A 17,622-nucleotide genomic window follows, 5' to 3' on the forward strand; every position below is an offset into this window, starting at 1 on the left:
CCGGAGTGCGGTCGTACCAGTGTCGGAGTGTGGTCGGGCCTGAGTGAGGCCCTTATTGTGTGGAATGAGCGGTTTAGAGGTTTTCTTCGAACAGTTTGTGGATGCGACGATATTCGTCTAACCAGCTGCTTGGTTGACGAAAGCCATGCGCTTCAACGGGGTAAATCGCTGTTTCGAAGTCAACAATTTCGTGCTCGATTAAGCGCTGCACCAAACGTACCACATCTTGAAAAAACACGTTGTCGTCAACCATGGGGGCATTGATCAGTAAGGGCTTTTTCAAACCTTCGGTGAAATAAATGGGCGAGCTGCGCTCATAGGCGATAGGATCGATTGCCGGCGTGTTTAAAATATTGGAGGTATAAGGATGGTTGTAATAAGCCCAATCACTGACTGGACGCAGCGCTGCCCCTGCTTGAAATAACTCAGGCTCTTTAAACAACGCCATAAAAGTCATGAAACCACCGTATGAACCCCCGTAAGTACCCACACGCTTGCGGTCGACATTGGCGTTTTTGACTAAATAGTCCACACCATCAACTAAATCTTCAATTTCAGGTGTTCCCATCTGCCGATATATCGCAGTGCGCCAATCTCGGCCGTAACCTTTTGATGCGCGGTAATCCATATCAAGTACCACATAGCCTTGTTGAACCAACAAGTTATGGAACAAGAATTCACGAAAATAACCAGACCAACCTAGATCACTGTTCTGCAGATAACCGGCGCCATGGTTAAACACGACAGCACGACGGGCCTCGCCTTGCTGATAATCAGCCGGTAAATACAATTTGCTAAATACCGGATGTGAGCCATGGCTTGAAGGCACAGCCACAACCTGAGGTGCAACTAGTGGTAACTGCCGAAACGCTGCAGAAACCGTATCCGTTAACTGACGAACCGTTGTACCTGCCTTCGCCTCTGCTACAAACAGCTCAGGTGGCATCAGGTTGGTTGAGTGGCGCAGCAACAACTGCTGTTCATCTGGCGATAAAGTAAACTCCGTACTGCCCAGTAAATTGGTTACCTGTTCAGTCTGGTTAGTGCCGAGCACTTGGCGATACACATTGTAGATCCCAGGATGGCTCTTGTTGGCGGTGAAATAGATGTACTGATCGTCATGCGTTAACACCGGGCCGGTCACTTCAAATGTGCCTGAGGTTAATTTTGTCGCTTTTTTCGCCGTTAATGCTTTGCTGTAAAGGTGGGCATAACCACTTTCTTCCGATAAGAAGAACAAGGTTTCACTGTTGTTTAACCAACCAAAATCATTAAAAGCGTAATTAACCCAAGCTTTATCATGCAAACGATGCTGAGGTACTAACTGCTTTTTCGCCAAATCGACAGTGGCAATCCAACGGTCTTTATTGTCAAAGGCTTTTAACATGACCGCCACTTGCTGACCGTTATTGTGCCAACGCATGGCACTTTGGCTCCAATACCAATCGGTCATTAAGCCAATATCACGGATCACTTTTTCCGATTGATACTTTTTACCCAGTGCCTTGGCATTTTCTGCTTTCACTTCTGCCAGTACATCTTCGTTATAACCTGGCAAACTGCTATAACTGAGCTCCTGCATGCTGTTTTGTTGTAAATCAACTAACAGCAACTTTTGCGGCTCAGGAGAAAAATCATTCACACGTGCACGCACCTGCTGCGCGGCAATATCACCGTTAGCCGTAATATAATTCGGCATAATATCTTTGTCATTGCGAGCACTCGATTTACGCGTAGCAAGCATCAAAAAATCACCCTTGGGCGATAAGCTGGCATCAACAATTTGTTGCCCTTTACCCAAATAAATCGCGGCCGGAGCCATGCTATTATTTTCAGTGCGTAACTGCTGTGCGGCCTGATAACGCTCGGTTTGATTTTGTTGTTGTAGCCCAATATATCGGATCAGCTTCGCTTGCTCTTGACCCAAATAGCCTTTTGCCGGTGCAGGTGCGGTGGGGGCATCTTCTGTTTTTAAACTGGCAATTTCGCTATGGCTACCGTTGTTAAAGTCATAAGCAAAAAAATCCCAACCTTGTTGATAGGCTAAACGACCATCTAACAAAAATTGTGGTCTGCTTTGACTGTTATTACTGCGGGTCAGTTGCTGCAACTTCCCATCAATTATGACAAACAGGTTGCCTTCAAAAATATAAGCCATTTTGCTGCGATCAGCGTTAAAAACTAACTGTTCTGCACCCATTTGATGCCAATCAGCGAGTTTAACTTGCTCACCATTGCCTGCGCCTTGCACCGGACGACGAAACCAATCGCGCAATTCGCTTTGCTCACGTTTACGTTGATAATACACCGTGCTGCTATCTGGTGCCCAAAAAGCGCTTTCTGGTTGACGACCCAACCAATCCGGATCCGCCATAATGTGTTCCATCGTCAATCGAATTGACGGATCAACTTGATTTTGTTGCACAACGCTGATGGTGTCGGTTGCCCAAGTACGAGGCTCACCTTTTGCAGCCACAACCGAACTAAAACACAATAACGAGCTGACACTTAAAGCAAGTATGGCGCAGTGAAATTTTTTCATAGAGTTATTCTTCATTTCTGCCTAAGACCCTGCTGTTATACAAAGCTTGAAATCAGAACGCAACCGATTGCGCCTGAATGCAAAGCCAATACGCTAAAAAGCAAAAAACCGGCATCACGCCGGTTTGTGTTGCAGCTAAAAAACAAACATTAAGCAAATAACTGCTTGCCGAGTGCGCTAAGTTGCGTTTTTGCCTTACTCATGGCTTGTGCCGCACTGTCAGGCCCCATATTTAAGCCCTCGGCGTAAACAAAATGCAATTGCGTTAGCCCTAAGAAATTAAAAAAGGTTTTTAAGAAAGGTACCTGACTGTCAGCCGGACCATTTGCATATACGCCACCACGAGTCAGTGCGAAAACCACGGGCTTGTCGTTTAACAACCCGACTGGGCCTTGCTCAGTGTATTTAAAGGTCACCCCTACTCTTGCTAAACGATCTAACAGCGCTTTTAATTGGCTGGGTATCGCAAAGTTGTACATGGGCACACCAAATACTAAAACGTCAGCCGCTTTAATCTGAGCCACTAAATCATCAGAAATTGCCGCGAGTTGTTGTTGCTCGGCATTACGCTCTGCTGCAGCCGTCATCCAACTTCCCATCTCAGGCATTGTCAAATGCGCCAGTGGCGTCGCATTTAAATCAATTTCAGTTACCTTGTGCTGCGCTTGCGGCAACTGTGCTAAAAAGTGTTGCACTAATTCTACAGATTTACCGGCAGAGCCACTGATCGAGCTGTTTATCACTAAGATATTTTTCATCAACATTCTCCGTTTAAAAAAATTTAGCTGATGTTACATGCAACTTTTTAGAATTAAAAACGGATAATTTCGGATTTAACGTTCTATTTTTTATTTTAATTATATTTAAAACCAGTTCCTATTTCGCTGCGTATAAATTGCACGTTTCAAAAAACGCACTTAATCGCCGGGAAATAACGAATATGTTGGAATCTACCGTGCTATCAGGGCATCATGACAACTCGAGAGCTAAAACGAGGATGCCCGACCGTATGACTATTAGTGCAGAACCCAATATCCGCACTGGGCAATGGGAAGACGCTTTAACTTATGTCGCTGTAAATGCTGACAAAGCAGCTTACGCTGAGCTATTTAGCTACTTTGCGCCACGCTTAAAAGCTTTTGGTATGAAGATGTTCGGCAACGAGCAGCAAGCTTTAGAGATGGTTCAAGACACCATGCTTAATGTTTGGAAAAAAGCCAATTTGTTCGACGCAAGTCGAGGCTGCGCTTCTACTTGGATCTTTACTATTGCGCGTAATGTCCGTTTTGACATGTTGCGCAAAAAGCAAAGCCGTAAAGATGACATCAGCGCCGATGACTTATGGGCTGATGGTGATTACCCAGAGCAAGAAGGCAGCACTACTGAGCAATGGGAAACTATGCTAATGAGTGAAAAGCTGGCTCCCCATTTCGATGCTTTACCGCCAGCACAGCGAATGGTAATGCAAAAAGTTTATTTAGAAGAAAAATCTCATCAAGAAGTATCCGATGAGCTAGGAATTCCGCTTGGCACAGTAAAGTCACGGATCAGGTTGGCGCTAGATCGATTGAGAGAGGCATTAGATGACACACGCAGTTAAATTTCATCCTGGAATGATGCTGATGGAACAGTATGTAGAAGGCACGCTTTCTGCTGAAGTTGCCTTGGCAGTTGCCACACATATTGACTTGTGTCCGCACTGTCAGCACCTGTGCCAAGATTTACACAACGATCAAGGCAGTCAATTAGCCAAGTTAGCCCCAGAAACAAATAACAACGCTGATGATTTCGCACAGATGCTTGAGTTCATTACGGCGCAGCAACCTAACACAGGCTCACACGCGCCGAAGCAACAAGAGTCAGTAACGGTAAACGTCAATGGGCGTGAGTTTCGTATACCACGTGCACTAAGCCGTTTAGTGACGCAACAAAGCAAATGGTTACAGTTAGGCGGCATTGCCACTGCTAAGTTGCCTGCCGGTGAAAAAACCCATGTGTCTTTGCTGTATATTGATAAAGGTACCGAAGTGCCAAACCATAGCCATTTAGGCATGGAAATGACACTGGTATTAAGTGGGCGTATTTATGATGAAAGCGGTGAATACGGTGCGGGTGATTTATTAATTAATTCACCTGACGATACGCATACGCCGCACACTCGGGCTGACGAAGATTGTTTATGTTTGTCGGTACTGAGCGCGCCATTAAAGTTCAACAAAGGCTTAGTGCGTTTATTGAACCCGTTACAGCAGTTTTTTTACTAAACCCGTTTCAACAAGTACTTCTGATGTAGCACTGTTGCGCCGGCTATTGCCGGCGCTTTTTTTAGCTTAATAAAGCCACACCACCCTGTAAATTCCACAGTTGCTGAAAGCCCAAACGCCGAAGCACTCGCGCAGCTAATAAACTTCTATTACCCGTTCGACAAATCAACAACAAGGGCTGATCTTGCTGTAATTGCTGCTGCAGCATGGCATTGCAAAGCCGTGATAAAGGGATCTGCAGCACCTCAGCCGCTACCGGTAAATAGGTTTGTACCGCTCCCGCGCTTTGCTCATAGGGCTCACGCACATCCAGCACGGTAATCTGTTTCGAGCCTAATAACTGCTCTAAATCATTGGGCTGTACTAACGCAATGGCATCTTGATGAGACACTTCAACCAAACCACACAAATGCGTGCTGGCTTGTTGCAAAATCGCACTTTGTTCATTTAATCGTTGTTGCCATTGCTCTTGCTCAGCGCCGGCTAAAATTTGTTGTAACAAAGGGGTTTCTTGTTTAGCTAAGGCGAAGGTGGTAACAAAGCGCTGTGCGTAATCATGGCTTGAAAATAATAGCGTTTGCTCAGAAACCGTTGCTTGCAAAAGTTGCAGACTCTGCTGTAAAGCCATGGCACTCCCACCGTCAAGATCGGTGCGACCAATACCTGCTGGCAGTAAAATATCGCCAATAAAGGCAGCAGTGATACTATCAGCTTGTTTTAACAACACACTATAAGCTTGCGAACTATGGCCCGGGGTAGCAATGCGGCTTAATTGATAAGCACCAACTTGCAGCGTAACTTGTGCCAACGGCCAACCGGTTGCATCCTGCTCCTTTGCATCGACCAACAATTGTCGTAATAACTTTGACGCAGGGTTGGCTTGTTGATGCAAATGCGTATCCAACACGGCAACTAATGTTAAACCCTGCCCTTGAATAATATTCACTAAACGCTCTGCTAACGGCATAACCGGATCAATAATAATGGCTTGGCGACTGTGCTCACAACTGAGTAAATAACTGCAATTAGCATCATATTTAAATTGTGACAAACCGGCCGCCACGCTCATATTCAGCGGATCCGCGTCCGTTAACACTAAACAGTGTTGGCGCACCACTGGCGCTAAACTGACAATACGCTTGCACGCTTCGTCACATTCTTCTGCTGTCATCGCGGGGCCAAAAGATAAACGAATAGCGCCTTCACTGCGCCAGCGCTCCAGCCCCATGGCATCTAAGACAAAACTACCGGTTACTTTTGAGCTACACGCAGAGCCTGAACTCACGCGAATACCCGCCGCATCAAACAGATCTAAAATATCTTTGGCAAAGAAACCTGGCACAGCAAAATTTAAGGTTGTGGCGAGAATATGTGGCTCAGCGCTATTTAATACCAAGGCCGGGAAAACCTGACGAAGCGCAGCTAGCAGTTGTTGCCGGTAATGCCACAGCACCGCATCAGCGCAGAACACACTTGATTCAGGGTTCAGTAATTGACTAAAGATGGTACTTAAAGCGGCGATACCCGGTAAGTTTTCTGTACCCGAGCGTAAACCGCCCTCTTGACCACCACCAGCAATTAATGGCTGATAAGGCGCACCTGGGCGAACATACAAAAAACCAATGCCCTTAGGACCATACAACTTATGGCCACTGAACGGCGCATAATCGATACTGATCTTCGCAAAATCTAAAGACATTTTGCCCAGAGCCTGTACGCAATCAACCAACCAATACGCATCCGGTTTCACTTCACGGATCAGTTTTTCTAACGCCACTAAATCTTGTTTTACCCCCGTTTCGTTATTAGCCGCCATAGTGCAAACCATAGCAGCACGAGGTAATAATTGACGTAACGCATCCGTGTCAATTAGCCCACTGTTCAGTACAGGAATAGCCTGTACCGTCGCATTAATTTGTAAAAGCTTGTTCCAGTACTTTAAACTTTCCGGAACGGCTTTATGCTCGGTCGCGCCATATAATAATAAGGTTTCAGGCCCACATAAGCCGCGAGCACGCAGCGCTTGCAACGCGGATATCACCGACGTTTGAATGCCCTCTGTTGCCCCCGAAGTGAAAATAATCTCGCCTGTGGCAGCCCCCAATAATTGCCGCGCCAAACTGCGGGTATGCTCCAAGGCAACCTTCGCTTTAATACCGGTACTATGGCTGCTGCTTGGATTGCCAAAGTCTTGCTGCATTGTTTGCATCACGGCAGCGGCCACTGCCGGCAACACCGGTGTAGTCGCATTATTATCTAAATACACTTCGGCCAAAGTGCGACAACGGTGGGAGGGTGCTGACATCGAGGAAACTCCAAAAACGTGGCGAAAACCAACTTATAACTAAAGGTTATATGTTATATCATTTGGTTTGCTTGGCACAGCATTAAATAAAAAAGCCGCTATTGATAACAATAGCGGCTTTTTCTATATACTACAGTAGATTAAATCAAATCATTTGGGATCTGTGGGCGCATCTCTAACCAAATTTTGCCACTTTCAATACCGTATTTACGCACGACCATGATCACGTCGTTATGCTTACCGGCCTGGGCCATCTGCTTTAACTGTTCATAATAGCTGCGGGCGAGCGCACGGGCTGCCGGTTGTGAAAAATAAAAACGGGCAATTTTGTTATACAAGCCGCGAAAGCCATTTAAGATCAACACATAAATACGGTTAGAAGAATGCAGCGCTAATTCATGGTTGAGGTTGTAATCAAACTCAGCAAAGGCTTCTGCAGTATCGTCTAAGGTTTCAGCGTTACTTAAATAATCAATCACCTGCTGCTGATGCGTCTTAATGGCGCCACGAATATAGATAGCGCTAATATTAGTCCGGGCAGAAAGCAGTTCATCTACTAAGTCTGGCATATGCTCTTCATCAAGCCGCGCCAGCGTTTCTAAAATATTTAAACCTGAGGTTTCCCAAAAGTTATTCACTTTAGTGGGTTTGCCATGTTGAATGGTTAACCAACCATCGCGCGCTAAACGTTGTAACACTTCACGCAAGGTTGTGCGGGTTACACCAATCAATTCTGATAGCTCACGCTCAGCCGGTAATATAGAACCTGGGGCAAATTTGCCATTCCAGATTGAATCAACAATATACTCTTCAGCAAAGCCTGCAGGGCTTTGTGCTTTAATTAGGTTGGTCATGCGGATTAATCCGTCTCATTAGTCTTAAAATTATCCACTGATTGTACCAGAGCGATAGCAGTTAACAAGACACACGGCAAAATTCGCTACACTAAGACAGACTTCATTGTGTATTCTGTTGAAATACCTTAAATTGTTTAGCTATATTTGCTTAACTTTGCAGGCAGCAGCATGTTTCAAGCGCTTAAATCACTTTCTCTCAAACGTTGGCCTTGGCTTTTACTGGCTTTCACCGCGTTATTATTTGAAGCTTCCGGCTTATATTTTCAGTATGTGCTTAATTTTCAACCTTGTATCAAGTGTATTTATATTCGCGCAGCCTTTCTTGGTATTCTGGTAGCCGGTTTAATCGGTGCTTTTGCGTCTAGACAAACCATTGGCCGTTTTGTGGCTAACTTAGCTTGGCTTGGCGCTGCGCTTTATGGTTTCTGGCAAGCGCAAGAATTGGTGGTGATAGAGCAAACATTAGCCAGCGGCGGTTTTACCACTTGTGCCCTGTTTGCCGATTTTCCTAGTTGGTTAGCTTTAGATCGCTGGTTTCCCGCGGTTTTTGAAGTCACCGGTACTTGTGGCGGGGTAAGTTGGCAATTTGCTTCGCTCAGCATGGCGCAATGGAGCCGGATCATCATGTTAAGTTACAGTGTCGTCGCGGTAGTGGTGTTGGCCAGCCAATTTAGCCGGCTCAACAAAAACCCTTACATGGATTAACCCACAAACCCTGTTTACACTCGGTAATTACTGACTAATTGATCCAACTCTGTGGCGAGTGCCGTGAGTTGTTCGCTGGTGTGTGTGGCCCGTTGGGTACCACCAGCTGTTTCTTCGATAACCATAACAATTTGATGCACATTTTCGTTAATGGCACCAGAAACATGGGTTTGCTCTTCTGCTGCGGTGGCAATTTGTGCGTTCATGTTATTAATGGTATTTACCGCAGTACTAATTTGATTTAATGCCAATTCTACTTGGCGGATCTCATCTACGCTGCTCTGACTGCTTTGCTTTAACTGACTGATCAGCTCAATCGCACCTTTAATACCTGAGTGTAAGCGTGAAATCATTTGCTGAATTTCTTGAGTGCTTTTTTGCGTGCGGCTGGCCAGCGTGCGCACTTCATCGGCGACTACGGCAAAACCCCGCCCCGCTTCACCGGCTCGGGCCGCTTCAATTGCCGCATTTAGCGCTAACAGATTAGTTTGCTCAGCAATACTGCGGATCACATCTAACACCCCGCCAATCCGATCAGACTCTTTGCTTAAATCTGCAATAACCGATACGCCATCATTCACTTGCAAAGCTAAACCATCAATTACTTGTACGGTTTTCTCCAGTGTTTGCTTCGAGTTACTGACCAGATCTTCCGCATCCGCTGCCGCGGATGATGCTTGCATCGCACTGTCGGCCACCTCTTGTGAAGATGCCGCCATTTCATTCATCGCGGTAGCGACTTGATCACTTTCTGATTGCTGACGACTCACGCCCTGAGTGGCTTGTCGCATGATGGTGTTTAATTCACCGGCACTGCTGTTTAAAGTTGAAGTTGAACCGGCAACCCTTGCAACCAAATCTCGTACCTGACTGGCAAAGCGGTTAAAGGCTTCGGACAACTGTGCTAATTCATCATTACCACTCACGGTTAAACGATGGCGTAAATCCCCCCCCCCTTGCGCTATTGCGGTCATTGCCGTAACAACTGATTTTAACGGCGTAATAATGCTGCGCACCACAACCAGCGCCAACAACATAATCACGATTAACGAGGCGACGGCGGTACCCAGTGAGCTCCAAAAGCTGGTACTGAGTGATTCATCCACTTTTTGCTGCATCAGCGCCACTTGTTTATCTAAACTGTCAATCCAAAAACCCGTGCCAAGCATCAACCCCCACTTACTTAACTCTTCAGCGTACCCCAATTTGGGCTCAGTCAGGTTAGTCTGGGTATTATTCCAATGATAATATAAATAACCGTCACCACTTCGCGCCGCATTCCATAAACCTCGGATCACTTCTACACCATTTGGATCTTTTAGATCCATCAGGTTACGGCCTTGTAAGGCCTCATTAGCCGCATGCATCACATTGACGCCTTGCTGATCATAAATAAAGAAATAGCCCATACTGCCGCTATCATCAAAACGCAATTGCCTTAAAATCTCGATAGCTTCAGCTTTAACTGCTGGGTTAGTGGCGGCATCAGGCGCGTTATAAAGATGGGCAATGGCACTTTTGCCTAATTGCATATAGTTTTTAATTAAGGCTTGCTGACTTTGCTGAAACATCTCTTCAAAACTATCAACCCCTTGCTGACCCAAAGATTTAGCTTGTAACAAACTAAAGCTCACTAACAACACGGCAAGCAAGGTGCTGGGGATCAGAGCTAATAATAAAATTCGGGTTTGGATGGTAAGGTTGGCCATCAGTTACTCCATGTTAACGGCTAAATTCAACAGTCAGTATAAACCTAGTTTTGCCATACTGCTGTATAAAGGCATGAAAAACGTAAGATTAACGCTTACCGCGTTCTTGCTCATCATAAAAAAAGCGCCGAACTAAGTCGGCGCTTTTTAACAACGAATACCGCGCGAGCTTAAACGATAGCTAACAGCTCAACGTCAAAAATCAGCGTGCTAAATGGGGCGATTGCATTACCTGCACCACGTTCGCCGTAAGCGAGGTTATGTGGCACATATAAACGTAACTTTGAACCTACCGCCATCATTTGTAACGCTTCAGTCCAGCCAGCAATCACGCCTGATACTGGGAACTCAGCAGGCTCGCCACGCTGATAAGAGCTGTCAAAGACCGTGCCGTCAATTAAAGTACCGTGATAGTGCGTGCGCACGGTAGAAGCAGCAGTCGGTTTTTCACCATCGGCGGCAACTAACACTTCATATTGTAAACCTGAAGCGGTGGTGGTGACTTCTGCACGCTTGGCGTTTTCCGTTAAAAATACTTCGCCCGCTTCGGCTAAAGCCGCCGCTTTTTCTTGTTCAACGGCTTGCATACGCTCACTGATAACCGTAAAAGCAGCACGAACTTGATCTTCGGTCACTTCTGGCGCTTCTTCATTGTATGCTGCGGCTAAACCTGCGGCCACCGCAGTAATATCTAAGCCATCAAATGGACGATCAGCAAGCTGCTGACCCATCTGTAAACCAATACCGTAACTTGCGTGTTGCTCTAAGGTGGTAAATTTTGACATGCGTTCCACTTATCCTTGACGGATGGCGCTAAGCACCATCAGAGTTAAAATTGCGCTTATCTTACGCTAATTAGAAGAACTTGTCTCGCAAGACGATTGTAACTGTTGCCAAACCGCACGAACTTGCTGCTGATCTTGCTCAGTCAGTTCACCGCCGGCAATGGCTTGCGCCAAACTCTGCTCCACTTGCGCCACAATATCGCTGACGTGAAAAGGCTGCTCAGTGACCTGCAAGGTCCCCACCACTAAATCAACATGGCCGCGTAAGTAACCTGCAGCAAATAACTCATCATCGGTCGCAATGGGCACTAACTGATCAAAATAGGCGGCGGCCTGCTCAATAAACTGCTCGGTATGTTCTTGTTGCTGCATCTTAATGCTCATCCTCATATCCTAGACGGTAAATAACATAATCGTTGTAACCGGTTAGCACACTGATCAAGCCTTGCAGCTCACGATCTAATGCGACATCGCCGGTATCGGCCAACAACGGCCGTCCGTCTAATTGTTGTAACTTGGTTTTAGTGGCTAATAATAAAATGTTGTCACGGCCTACGGCACGGATCACCGCAGGGGATAGTTGCTGATTACCTCGACCAAACACATGGCCTTGCCCGCCTATCAAAGTGATAACTAACTTACTAGGATAATCTTTTACCCAATCAAGCAGTTCACTGGCGGTCACGTCTTGCGCTAATAGTTGGCCATTTTCAACGACATCTACCCCTAGCAAGGTGTTTTCTAAGCCTAACTCCGCCATCACTGCAGCCACGGTTGAACCAGAGCCCATCACATAACGCACGTCATCTTCTAATTGGCTGGCCACATAAGCTGCTAAATCATCCAACACCAGCTCAGCGGATTCTTTGCCCGCCATTTTCACGCTTTGGACATAACGTAATTCAGCCGGAATACGCATTTCACCATAACGCCGTGCTTTCACCACGCCTTGGCGAAACGCCACTTCATCAATATCCATCACCGCCGCTTCTTGCTGGCTAACTAATTCACCTGCGACTAACTTGCTCAGTAACTTCCCTGCGGCCAGCGGTGATATGGCATACACGCCCGAATGAATTTTACAGCCAGCAGGAATGCCCAGCACCGTGGTGCGATCTGCTACCACACTGCAAACATTGCGCGCGGTGCCATCGCCACCTGCGAATAACAGTAAATCAACGCCCGCCGCTGCAATCAGCTCGGCAGCGTGTTCCGTATCCAGCGCTTGTGTAGGATGTTGTGTTGGGGTGTAACATACCTGATACTGAAAACCTAACTCGGCGGCCAAAGCCTCGCCCATGTCATCGGCAACCGTGAGAATTTCAACTTGCTGCTGCAGTGGTAATAACTGCTCTAAACAGACACGAGCGCGCGCGCCGGCCATCGGCGTAGCGCCAAGCGCCAAGGCTTGCTCGGCCAGTTGATCGCTACCTTTTAACCCCACGCTACCGCCCAAGCCGGCTAATGGGTTAATAATTAAGCCTAATCGAAATCGTTTCGCCATAACTACTGCTACCTATAGCTCGCTGCCTCTTAAAAGCAGGCGTATTGCAATTGCCGCGCATTGTACCTGCTAATCTGGCTATTTCCCAGCGATCAGCCGCCAGACCAGCGCATCGCAACCCAGTAACAGCCGCCTAGCATGGGTAGGCAATTTCAGCAGGCTTGCGGCAAGACCGTCAGTGCTCTACAGTAAGTCGGCATTCGCGCCCCACGGTTTGGTTTTATGCGCTACACCAACTGTTTTTTATGCCGATTTTGCTACTTATCCTTGAATATCGTTTCTTATCAGGAGTTTTTATGACCTCGCTCGAACAGCAGTTTGCGCAACACCAGCAGGCATTTCATGCAGATCCTTACCCAAGCCTTGCCCGTCGCCGTCAGCGTTTAACTGCCTTAATGCGTGCTTTGCAGCAATTTGAGCACGCGCTATGCGAAGCCGTTGCCAGCGATTTTGGCCAGCGCAGTCATGATGAAACCCGATTACTGGAAATCGCGCCATGTCGCCAAGGCTTAAAATATCAATTGCGCCATTTAAAAGCGTGGATGCGCCCGAAAAAGCGGCATGTTCATTACACTTTTGCGCCAGCCAGTAATCGGGTGATGCCACAGCCGCTTGGCGTAGTGGGTATTATTGTACCGTGGAATTATCCGATATTTTTGGCACTGAGCCCTTTAATGACGGCACTGGCAGCGGGCAATCATGCCTTGGTTAAATTATCTGAATTTACCCCAGCAACCAATCAAGTACTGCGCCAATTATGCCAGCAAGCCTGTGCGGATAGCGTCAGTATTATCGAAGGCGATGCGAATGTCGCTGCCGACTTTTCTGCCCTACCCTTTGATCATTTGCTGTTTACCGGTTCAACCCAGGTTGGGCGTAAAGTGATGCAAGCCGCCGCCGCCAACTTAACGCCAGTGACCTTAGAGCTTGGCGGGAAAAGCCCGGTACTGATTGCACCTGATGCCAAATTAGCACGCATCAGCGAGCGCTTGCTGTTTGGTAAAACGGCTAATGCCGGTCAAACCTGTGTCGCACCAGATTATGTATTAGTACCTCGTGCCCAACTGCCCGAGTTAATCAGTCTGCTCAAGAAAGGGTTTCAACGTTTTTACCCCGATTTCCCAAACAGCAGCTCATACAGTGCGGTCGTCAATCAGCGACAATATCAGCGGCTCAGCCATCTTTTGCAAGAAGCGAAAGATGCCGGCGCAACCTTAATCCCCTGCAGCGAAGGCGGCAACGTTGAGCAGCGCTTATTGCCGCTGACTTTGGTAGTGGATGCCCCGTTAGCGTGTCAGTTATGGCAAGAAGAGATTTTCGGGCCGGTTTTACCGCTGCTGCCTTATGATGATATTAACGAGGCCATTGCCTTTATCCGAGAACGACCTAAGCCCTTAGCCTTATACCTGATGAGCGAGAACTCAGCGTTAATTAGCCAAGTGCTCGAGCAAGTGCATGCGGGTGGCGTAGCCATTAATGATACCTTGCTGCAAGTGGCGCAAGATGATTTGCCATTTGGCGGTGTCGGGCCATCAGGCCTCGGCTATTATCATGGCCCAGAGGGCTTTTTACGCTTGTCGCATCTTAAAGCCATCCATGAAAAAGGCCGCTTTAGTAGCAGCCAATTTATTTACCCGCCGTTTGATCGGCCGCTATTTCAAGCTTTATTACGCTGGCTCACGCGATAAGGCGTTAAACCAAGGCCGCTTTAGGCATCTGTTTAGGTAAGCACCAAGCTAAGATGGCGGCAAAACATGCCGCTATCGCTGCCAGCACATAGGTTTGTTCAGCACCTAAGCCATTTTGCCAACTAATACCGCTGATATAAGCACCTAGCGCACCACCGCCACCGTATATAATACCGGCGTAAAAAGCTTGGCCTCGCCCTCGTTGCGCCTTGGGGAAAAACTGCTGAATAAACTGCATCGCGCAGCTATGGGCAATGGCAAAACTCCCCGCATGAAACAACATACTTAGCGCTAACAGCCACGGCGAATCGGCAACAAAAGCTAACATAAGCCAGCGAATCACCGTCAAACCGTAACAGCAGGCCAACAACCGACGAAAAGAAAAACGCTGCAAAATACGCCCGGCATAATAAAAGGCGATGATTTCAGCCAGCACCGCTAAACCTATAAACAAGCCGGTAAGGGTTCCGCTGTAACCCAGATCGCGGCTATACAGCGTAAAAAAACCATAAAACGGTGCAAAGCTCATCTGTAATAAAAATGCCGCGGCCATAAACTGCCACAGCACCTTACTGGAAAACAATTCAGCAAAAGATAATTTGGGCTGATCTTTACTCGGTGGCGGTGGCATCGGCGGTAAATTAACCAAGCTGAGTAACAACAAGAACAGAAATAACAACGCGGTGCCCGGCATAAACTCACTACCAAAGCGCTGATAAAGCCAGCCGCCCAGCATGACCAATACGATATACCCGATACTGCCAAAGGTACGAATTTTACTGTAGCTGCCGGTATCATCATTCAAACTATGAAAAGTACAGACTTCCAGCTGCGGTAAAATCGCTGTCCAGAAAAAGCTGAATACCGCAAAACCCAGTAATAATGGCCAAAAGCCAAAATCGACTAAGCTGCTAAGCCAAGCAACAATAGCAATACTGGCGCCAAAGCGCATGATCCCTAATGGATTAGCCGTGCGATCGGCTAAAGTGCCCCAAAGCGCTGGGCCTACAATACGGGTGGCGGTAACCAATGCCAGTAACAAACCGATTTGTGCCGATTGATAACCGCGGCCATCTAAAAACAAGCCAAAATACGGCACAAAGATGCCCAGTACACCAAAGTAAGCAAAATAAGCCAGCGATAACGCTGGCTTGGCAGTTAATCTGAACACAATAATCGCTTATTCGTTGGGAGTTTGTTGACGAGCGATAGCGGCAATATCCGGCGTAGCAACTTGCACCATGGCATTTTGCGCGCGCTGTCTTAACAGGTGATCTAACAGCACAATCGCCAGCATCGCTTCGGCCACAGGTACAGCTCGAATGCCAACACAGGGATCATGCCGCCCTTTGGTCACGATATCGACCACTTCACCGTCGGTATTAATGCTTTTACCAGGCACACTGATACTCGAAGTGGGCTTTAGCGCAATACTGACTAATAAATCTTGGCCGCTGGAAATGCCGCCTAAGGTGCCACCAGCATGATTGGCACTAAAGCCCGTTGGCGTTAATTCATCACGACCCGTTGAGCCGCGCTGCTCGACCACCGCAAAGCCATCGCCAATTTCCACCGCTTTTACCGCATTAATGCTCATCATGGCATGCGCAACATCGGCATCTAAGCGATCAAACACCGGCTCACCTAAGCCAACAGGCATGCCGCTCGCCACCACATTAACGCGAGCACCGACCGAATCACCGTCTTTTTTCAGTTGCCGCATGTACTCATCTAAAGCGTTGAGCTTATCTGGATCGGGGAAGAAAAACGGGTTATTTTCAACTTCATGCCATTGTAATTGTTCCGCTTTAACCGGGCCCAACTGGGCTAAATAACCGCGAATTTCAATGCCACAATGCTCTTTTAAATATTTTTTAGCGATAGCACCGGCAGCCACTCGAATGGCCGTTTCCCGCGCAGATGAACGACCACCGCCACGATAATCGCGGATCCCAAATTTGTGCCAGTAGGTGTAATCGGCATGCCCAGGACGAAATAAAGCAGCAATGTTCGAGTAATCTTGTGAACGCTGATCGGTGTTTTCAATCAATAAACCGATAGAGCAGCCGGTAGTGGTATCGTTAAACACCCCTGATAATAGCTTTACCGTATCTTCTTCACGGCGCGCGGTGGTGTAACGCGACGTGCCTGGCTTGCGCCGATCCAGATCTAACTGCAGATCTTCAGCGGTCAACGCCATACCAGGTGGACAGCCATCAACCACGCCGCCAATAGCCGGGCCATGGCTTTCGCCAAAGGTGGTGACTTTAAATAACTGCCCAATACTGTTACCTGCCATTTATGCTTCCTCAAACAAATGCTGACTGTTGATAAGCTGCTGCTTTGTCAACGCGAAAACGCCCAGGCCACCGCTGTTAAACTCAAGCCAATTAAATGGGACGTCTGGATATCTATACTGCAATTCAACCATACTATTGCCAACTTCACAAACTAAAATGCCCTGTTCGGTAAGATGTGCTGCCGCATCGCGAAGAATTTGCCGCGTTAATGCCAACCCATCCACACCCGAGGCTAAGCCTAATTCGGGCTCATGCCGATACTCTTCTGGTAAGTCATCCATATCTTCGGCGTCAACATAAGGCGGGTTGGTCACTATCAAATCGTAATGCTGGCCTTGTAAGGCGGCAAAGCCATCAGATAACACGGGAAACACCCGCTCTTCTAATTGATGTTCCGCAATATTAATTTGCGCAACATTTAACGCATCAGGACTAATATCCACGGCATCCACTTGTGCATCAGGGAACGCATAAGCACAAGCGATAGCAATACAGGCAGAGCCGGTACATAAATCTAAAATAGCCGTGGGTGTAAAACCCGGCTCAAGTAAGTCAGCAAATTTGTTTTTAATTAATTCGGCAATCGGCGAGCGTGGGATCAACACCCGCTCATCCACATAAAACGGCAGATCGCAAAAGTAGGCTTGCTGAGTCAGGTAAGCGGCGGGAATACGCTGTTCAATGCGTTGCTGCAGTAAATCGATAAACGCTTGGCGCTCATGCAGAGTTAAACGTACGGGCAACAGTTTGTCATCGGTCAGTGGCGGTAAAAATAGCACATGGGCTAACAGCACTGCCGCTTCATCCCAAGCATTGTCGGTACCATGACCAAAATACACTCCAGCCTGATGAAAACGACTTACTGCCCAACGTAACCAATCATGTACCGTGCACAGTTCTGATAAAGTCCCCTGCAACTGTTCAGGATGAAAAGGTGATAGCGGTTGCTCAGTCATGGTATGC

At 47.3% G+C, this 17,622-nt stretch carries 15 protein-coding genes; 4 read left to right on the top strand and 11 right to left on the bottom strand.

The genetic code is table 11. The annotated features are described in order from the left end of the window. Positions 1-73: 73 nt before the first annotated feature. Both L1N97_RS11840 and L1N97_RS11845 read right to left on the bottom strand, forming a co-directional pair. A complete protein-coding gene (locus tag L1N97_RS11840) occupies positions 74-2,542 on the bottom strand; it encodes a S9 family peptidase (RefSeq protein ID WP_236129939.1) in 2,469 nt (822 codons plus the stop codon). Positions 2,543-2,691: 149 nt separating this feature from the next. After that, positions 2,692-3,300 carry an FMN-dependent NADH-azoreductase gene (locus L1N97_RS11845; RefSeq protein ID WP_236129940.1) on the bottom strand — a complete coding sequence of 203 codons (609 nt, stop codon included), beginning with the start codon at positions 3,298-3,300 and terminating at the stop codon, positions 2,692-2,694. A 251-nt stretch (positions 3,301-3,551) separates the two neighbouring features. Between L1N97_RS11845 and L1N97_RS11850 the strand changes: the two genes are divergently transcribed. Continuing rightward, positions 3,552-4,142, top strand: coding sequence for a sigma-70 family RNA polymerase sigma factor (locus L1N97_RS11850; protein ID WP_229585158.1), 591 nt, complete (start codon positions 3,552-3,554; stop codon positions 4,140-4,142). Then, positions 4,126-4,806 (top strand): ChrR family anti-sigma-E factor, encoded by a 681-nt coding sequence (locus L1N97_RS11855; protein ID WP_229585157.1) that lies wholly within the window; start codon positions 4,126-4,128, stop codon positions 4,804-4,806. Before L1N97_RS11850 ends, L1N97_RS11855 begins: the two co-directional genes overlap by 17 nt. 61 nt (positions 4,807-4,867) lie before the next feature. On the opposite strand, the gene L1N97_RS11860 is transcribed toward L1N97_RS11855, so the two are convergent. Both L1N97_RS11860 and fadR read right to left on the bottom strand, forming a co-directional pair. Then, complete coding sequence (locus tag L1N97_RS11860; protein ID WP_236129941.1) at positions 4,868-7,111, bottom strand: aminotransferase class V-fold PLP-dependent enzyme; 2,244 nt, start codon at positions 7,109-7,111, stop codon at positions 4,868-4,870. 140 nt (positions 7,112-7,251) lie between these two features. Further along, a complete protein-coding gene (gene fadR / locus L1N97_RS11865; protein ID WP_229585155.1) occupies positions 7,252-7,965 on the bottom strand; it encodes a fatty acid metabolism transcriptional regulator FadR in 714 nt (237 codons plus the stop codon). A gap of 171 nt (positions 7,966-8,136) precedes the next feature. Here fadR and dsbB point away from each other — a divergent pair, with 171 nt between their 5' ends. Beyond that, complete coding sequence (dsbB, locus tag L1N97_RS11870) at positions 8,137-8,673, top strand: disulfide bond formation protein DsbB (RefSeq protein ID WP_236129942.1); 537 nt, start codon at positions 8,137-8,139, stop codon at positions 8,671-8,673. A gap of 14 nt (positions 8,674-8,687) precedes the next feature. On the opposite strand, the gene L1N97_RS11875 is transcribed toward dsbB, so the two are convergent. The 4 genes from L1N97_RS11875 to L1N97_RS11890 all read right to left on the bottom strand — a co-directional run bounded on the left by L1N97_RS11875 (position 8,688) and on the right by L1N97_RS11890 (position 12,671). Continuing rightward, a complete protein-coding gene (locus L1N97_RS11875; RefSeq protein ID WP_236129943.1) occupies positions 8,688-10,382 on the bottom strand; it encodes a methyl-accepting chemotaxis protein in 1,695 nt (564 codons plus the stop codon). A gap of 170 nt (positions 10,383-10,552) precedes the next feature. Further along, a complete protein-coding gene (locus tag L1N97_RS11880) occupies positions 10,553-11,167 on the bottom strand; it encodes an FKBP-type peptidyl-prolyl cis-trans isomerase (RefSeq protein ID WP_236129944.1) in 615 nt (204 codons plus the stop codon). 66 nt (positions 11,168-11,233) lie between these two features. After that, complete coding sequence (locus L1N97_RS11885) at positions 11,234-11,551, bottom strand: YfcL family protein (protein ID WP_226750863.1); 318 nt, start codon at positions 11,549-11,551, stop codon at positions 11,234-11,236. Further along, positions 11,541-12,671: an ATP-NAD kinase family protein gene (locus L1N97_RS11890; protein ID WP_236129945.1), complete on the bottom strand. Its 1,131-nt coding sequence runs from the start codon at positions 12,669-12,671 to the stop codon at positions 11,541-11,543. The genes L1N97_RS11885 and L1N97_RS11890 overlap by 11 nt, the downstream gene beginning before the upstream one ends. A gap of 296 nt (positions 12,672-12,967) precedes the next feature. On the opposite strand from L1N97_RS11890, the gene L1N97_RS11895 reads away from it, so the two are divergent. Then, positions 12,968-14,359: a coniferyl aldehyde dehydrogenase gene (locus tag L1N97_RS11895; RefSeq protein WP_236129946.1), complete on the top strand. Its 1,392-nt coding sequence runs from the start codon at positions 12,968-12,970 to the stop codon at positions 14,357-14,359. A gap of 4 nt (positions 14,360-14,363) precedes the next feature. On the opposite strand, the gene L1N97_RS11900 is transcribed toward L1N97_RS11895, so the two are convergent. Genes L1N97_RS11900 through prmB form a run of 3 tightly spaced genes read right to left on the bottom strand, consistent with a single transcriptional unit; the run spans position 14,364 to position 17,615 of the window. Further along, positions 14,364-15,530 (bottom strand): MFS transporter, encoded by a 1,167-nt coding sequence (locus L1N97_RS11900; RefSeq protein WP_229585148.1) that lies wholly within the window; start codon positions 15,528-15,530, stop codon positions 14,364-14,366. Between the two features lie 9 nt (positions 15,531-15,539). Then, entirely contained in the window at positions 15,540-16,658 is a 1,119-nt protein-coding gene (gene aroC, locus L1N97_RS11905; RefSeq protein WP_236129947.1) for a chorismate synthase, read from the bottom strand. Continuing rightward, positions 16,659-17,615, bottom strand: a complete 957-nt coding sequence (gene prmB / locus L1N97_RS11910; protein ID WP_229585146.1) for a 50S ribosomal protein L3 N(5)-glutamine methyltransferase — start codon at positions 17,613-17,615, stop codon at positions 16,659-16,661. Between the last annotated feature and the right edge of the window lie 7 nt (positions 17,616-17,622).

Origin of the sequence: Rheinheimera sp. UJ63 (assembly GCF_021568285.1) — a bacterium.
In the GTDB taxonomy this organism is placed as follows: domain Bacteria; phylum Pseudomonadota; class Gammaproteobacteria; order Enterobacterales; family Alteromonadaceae; genus Alishewanella; species Alishewanella maricola.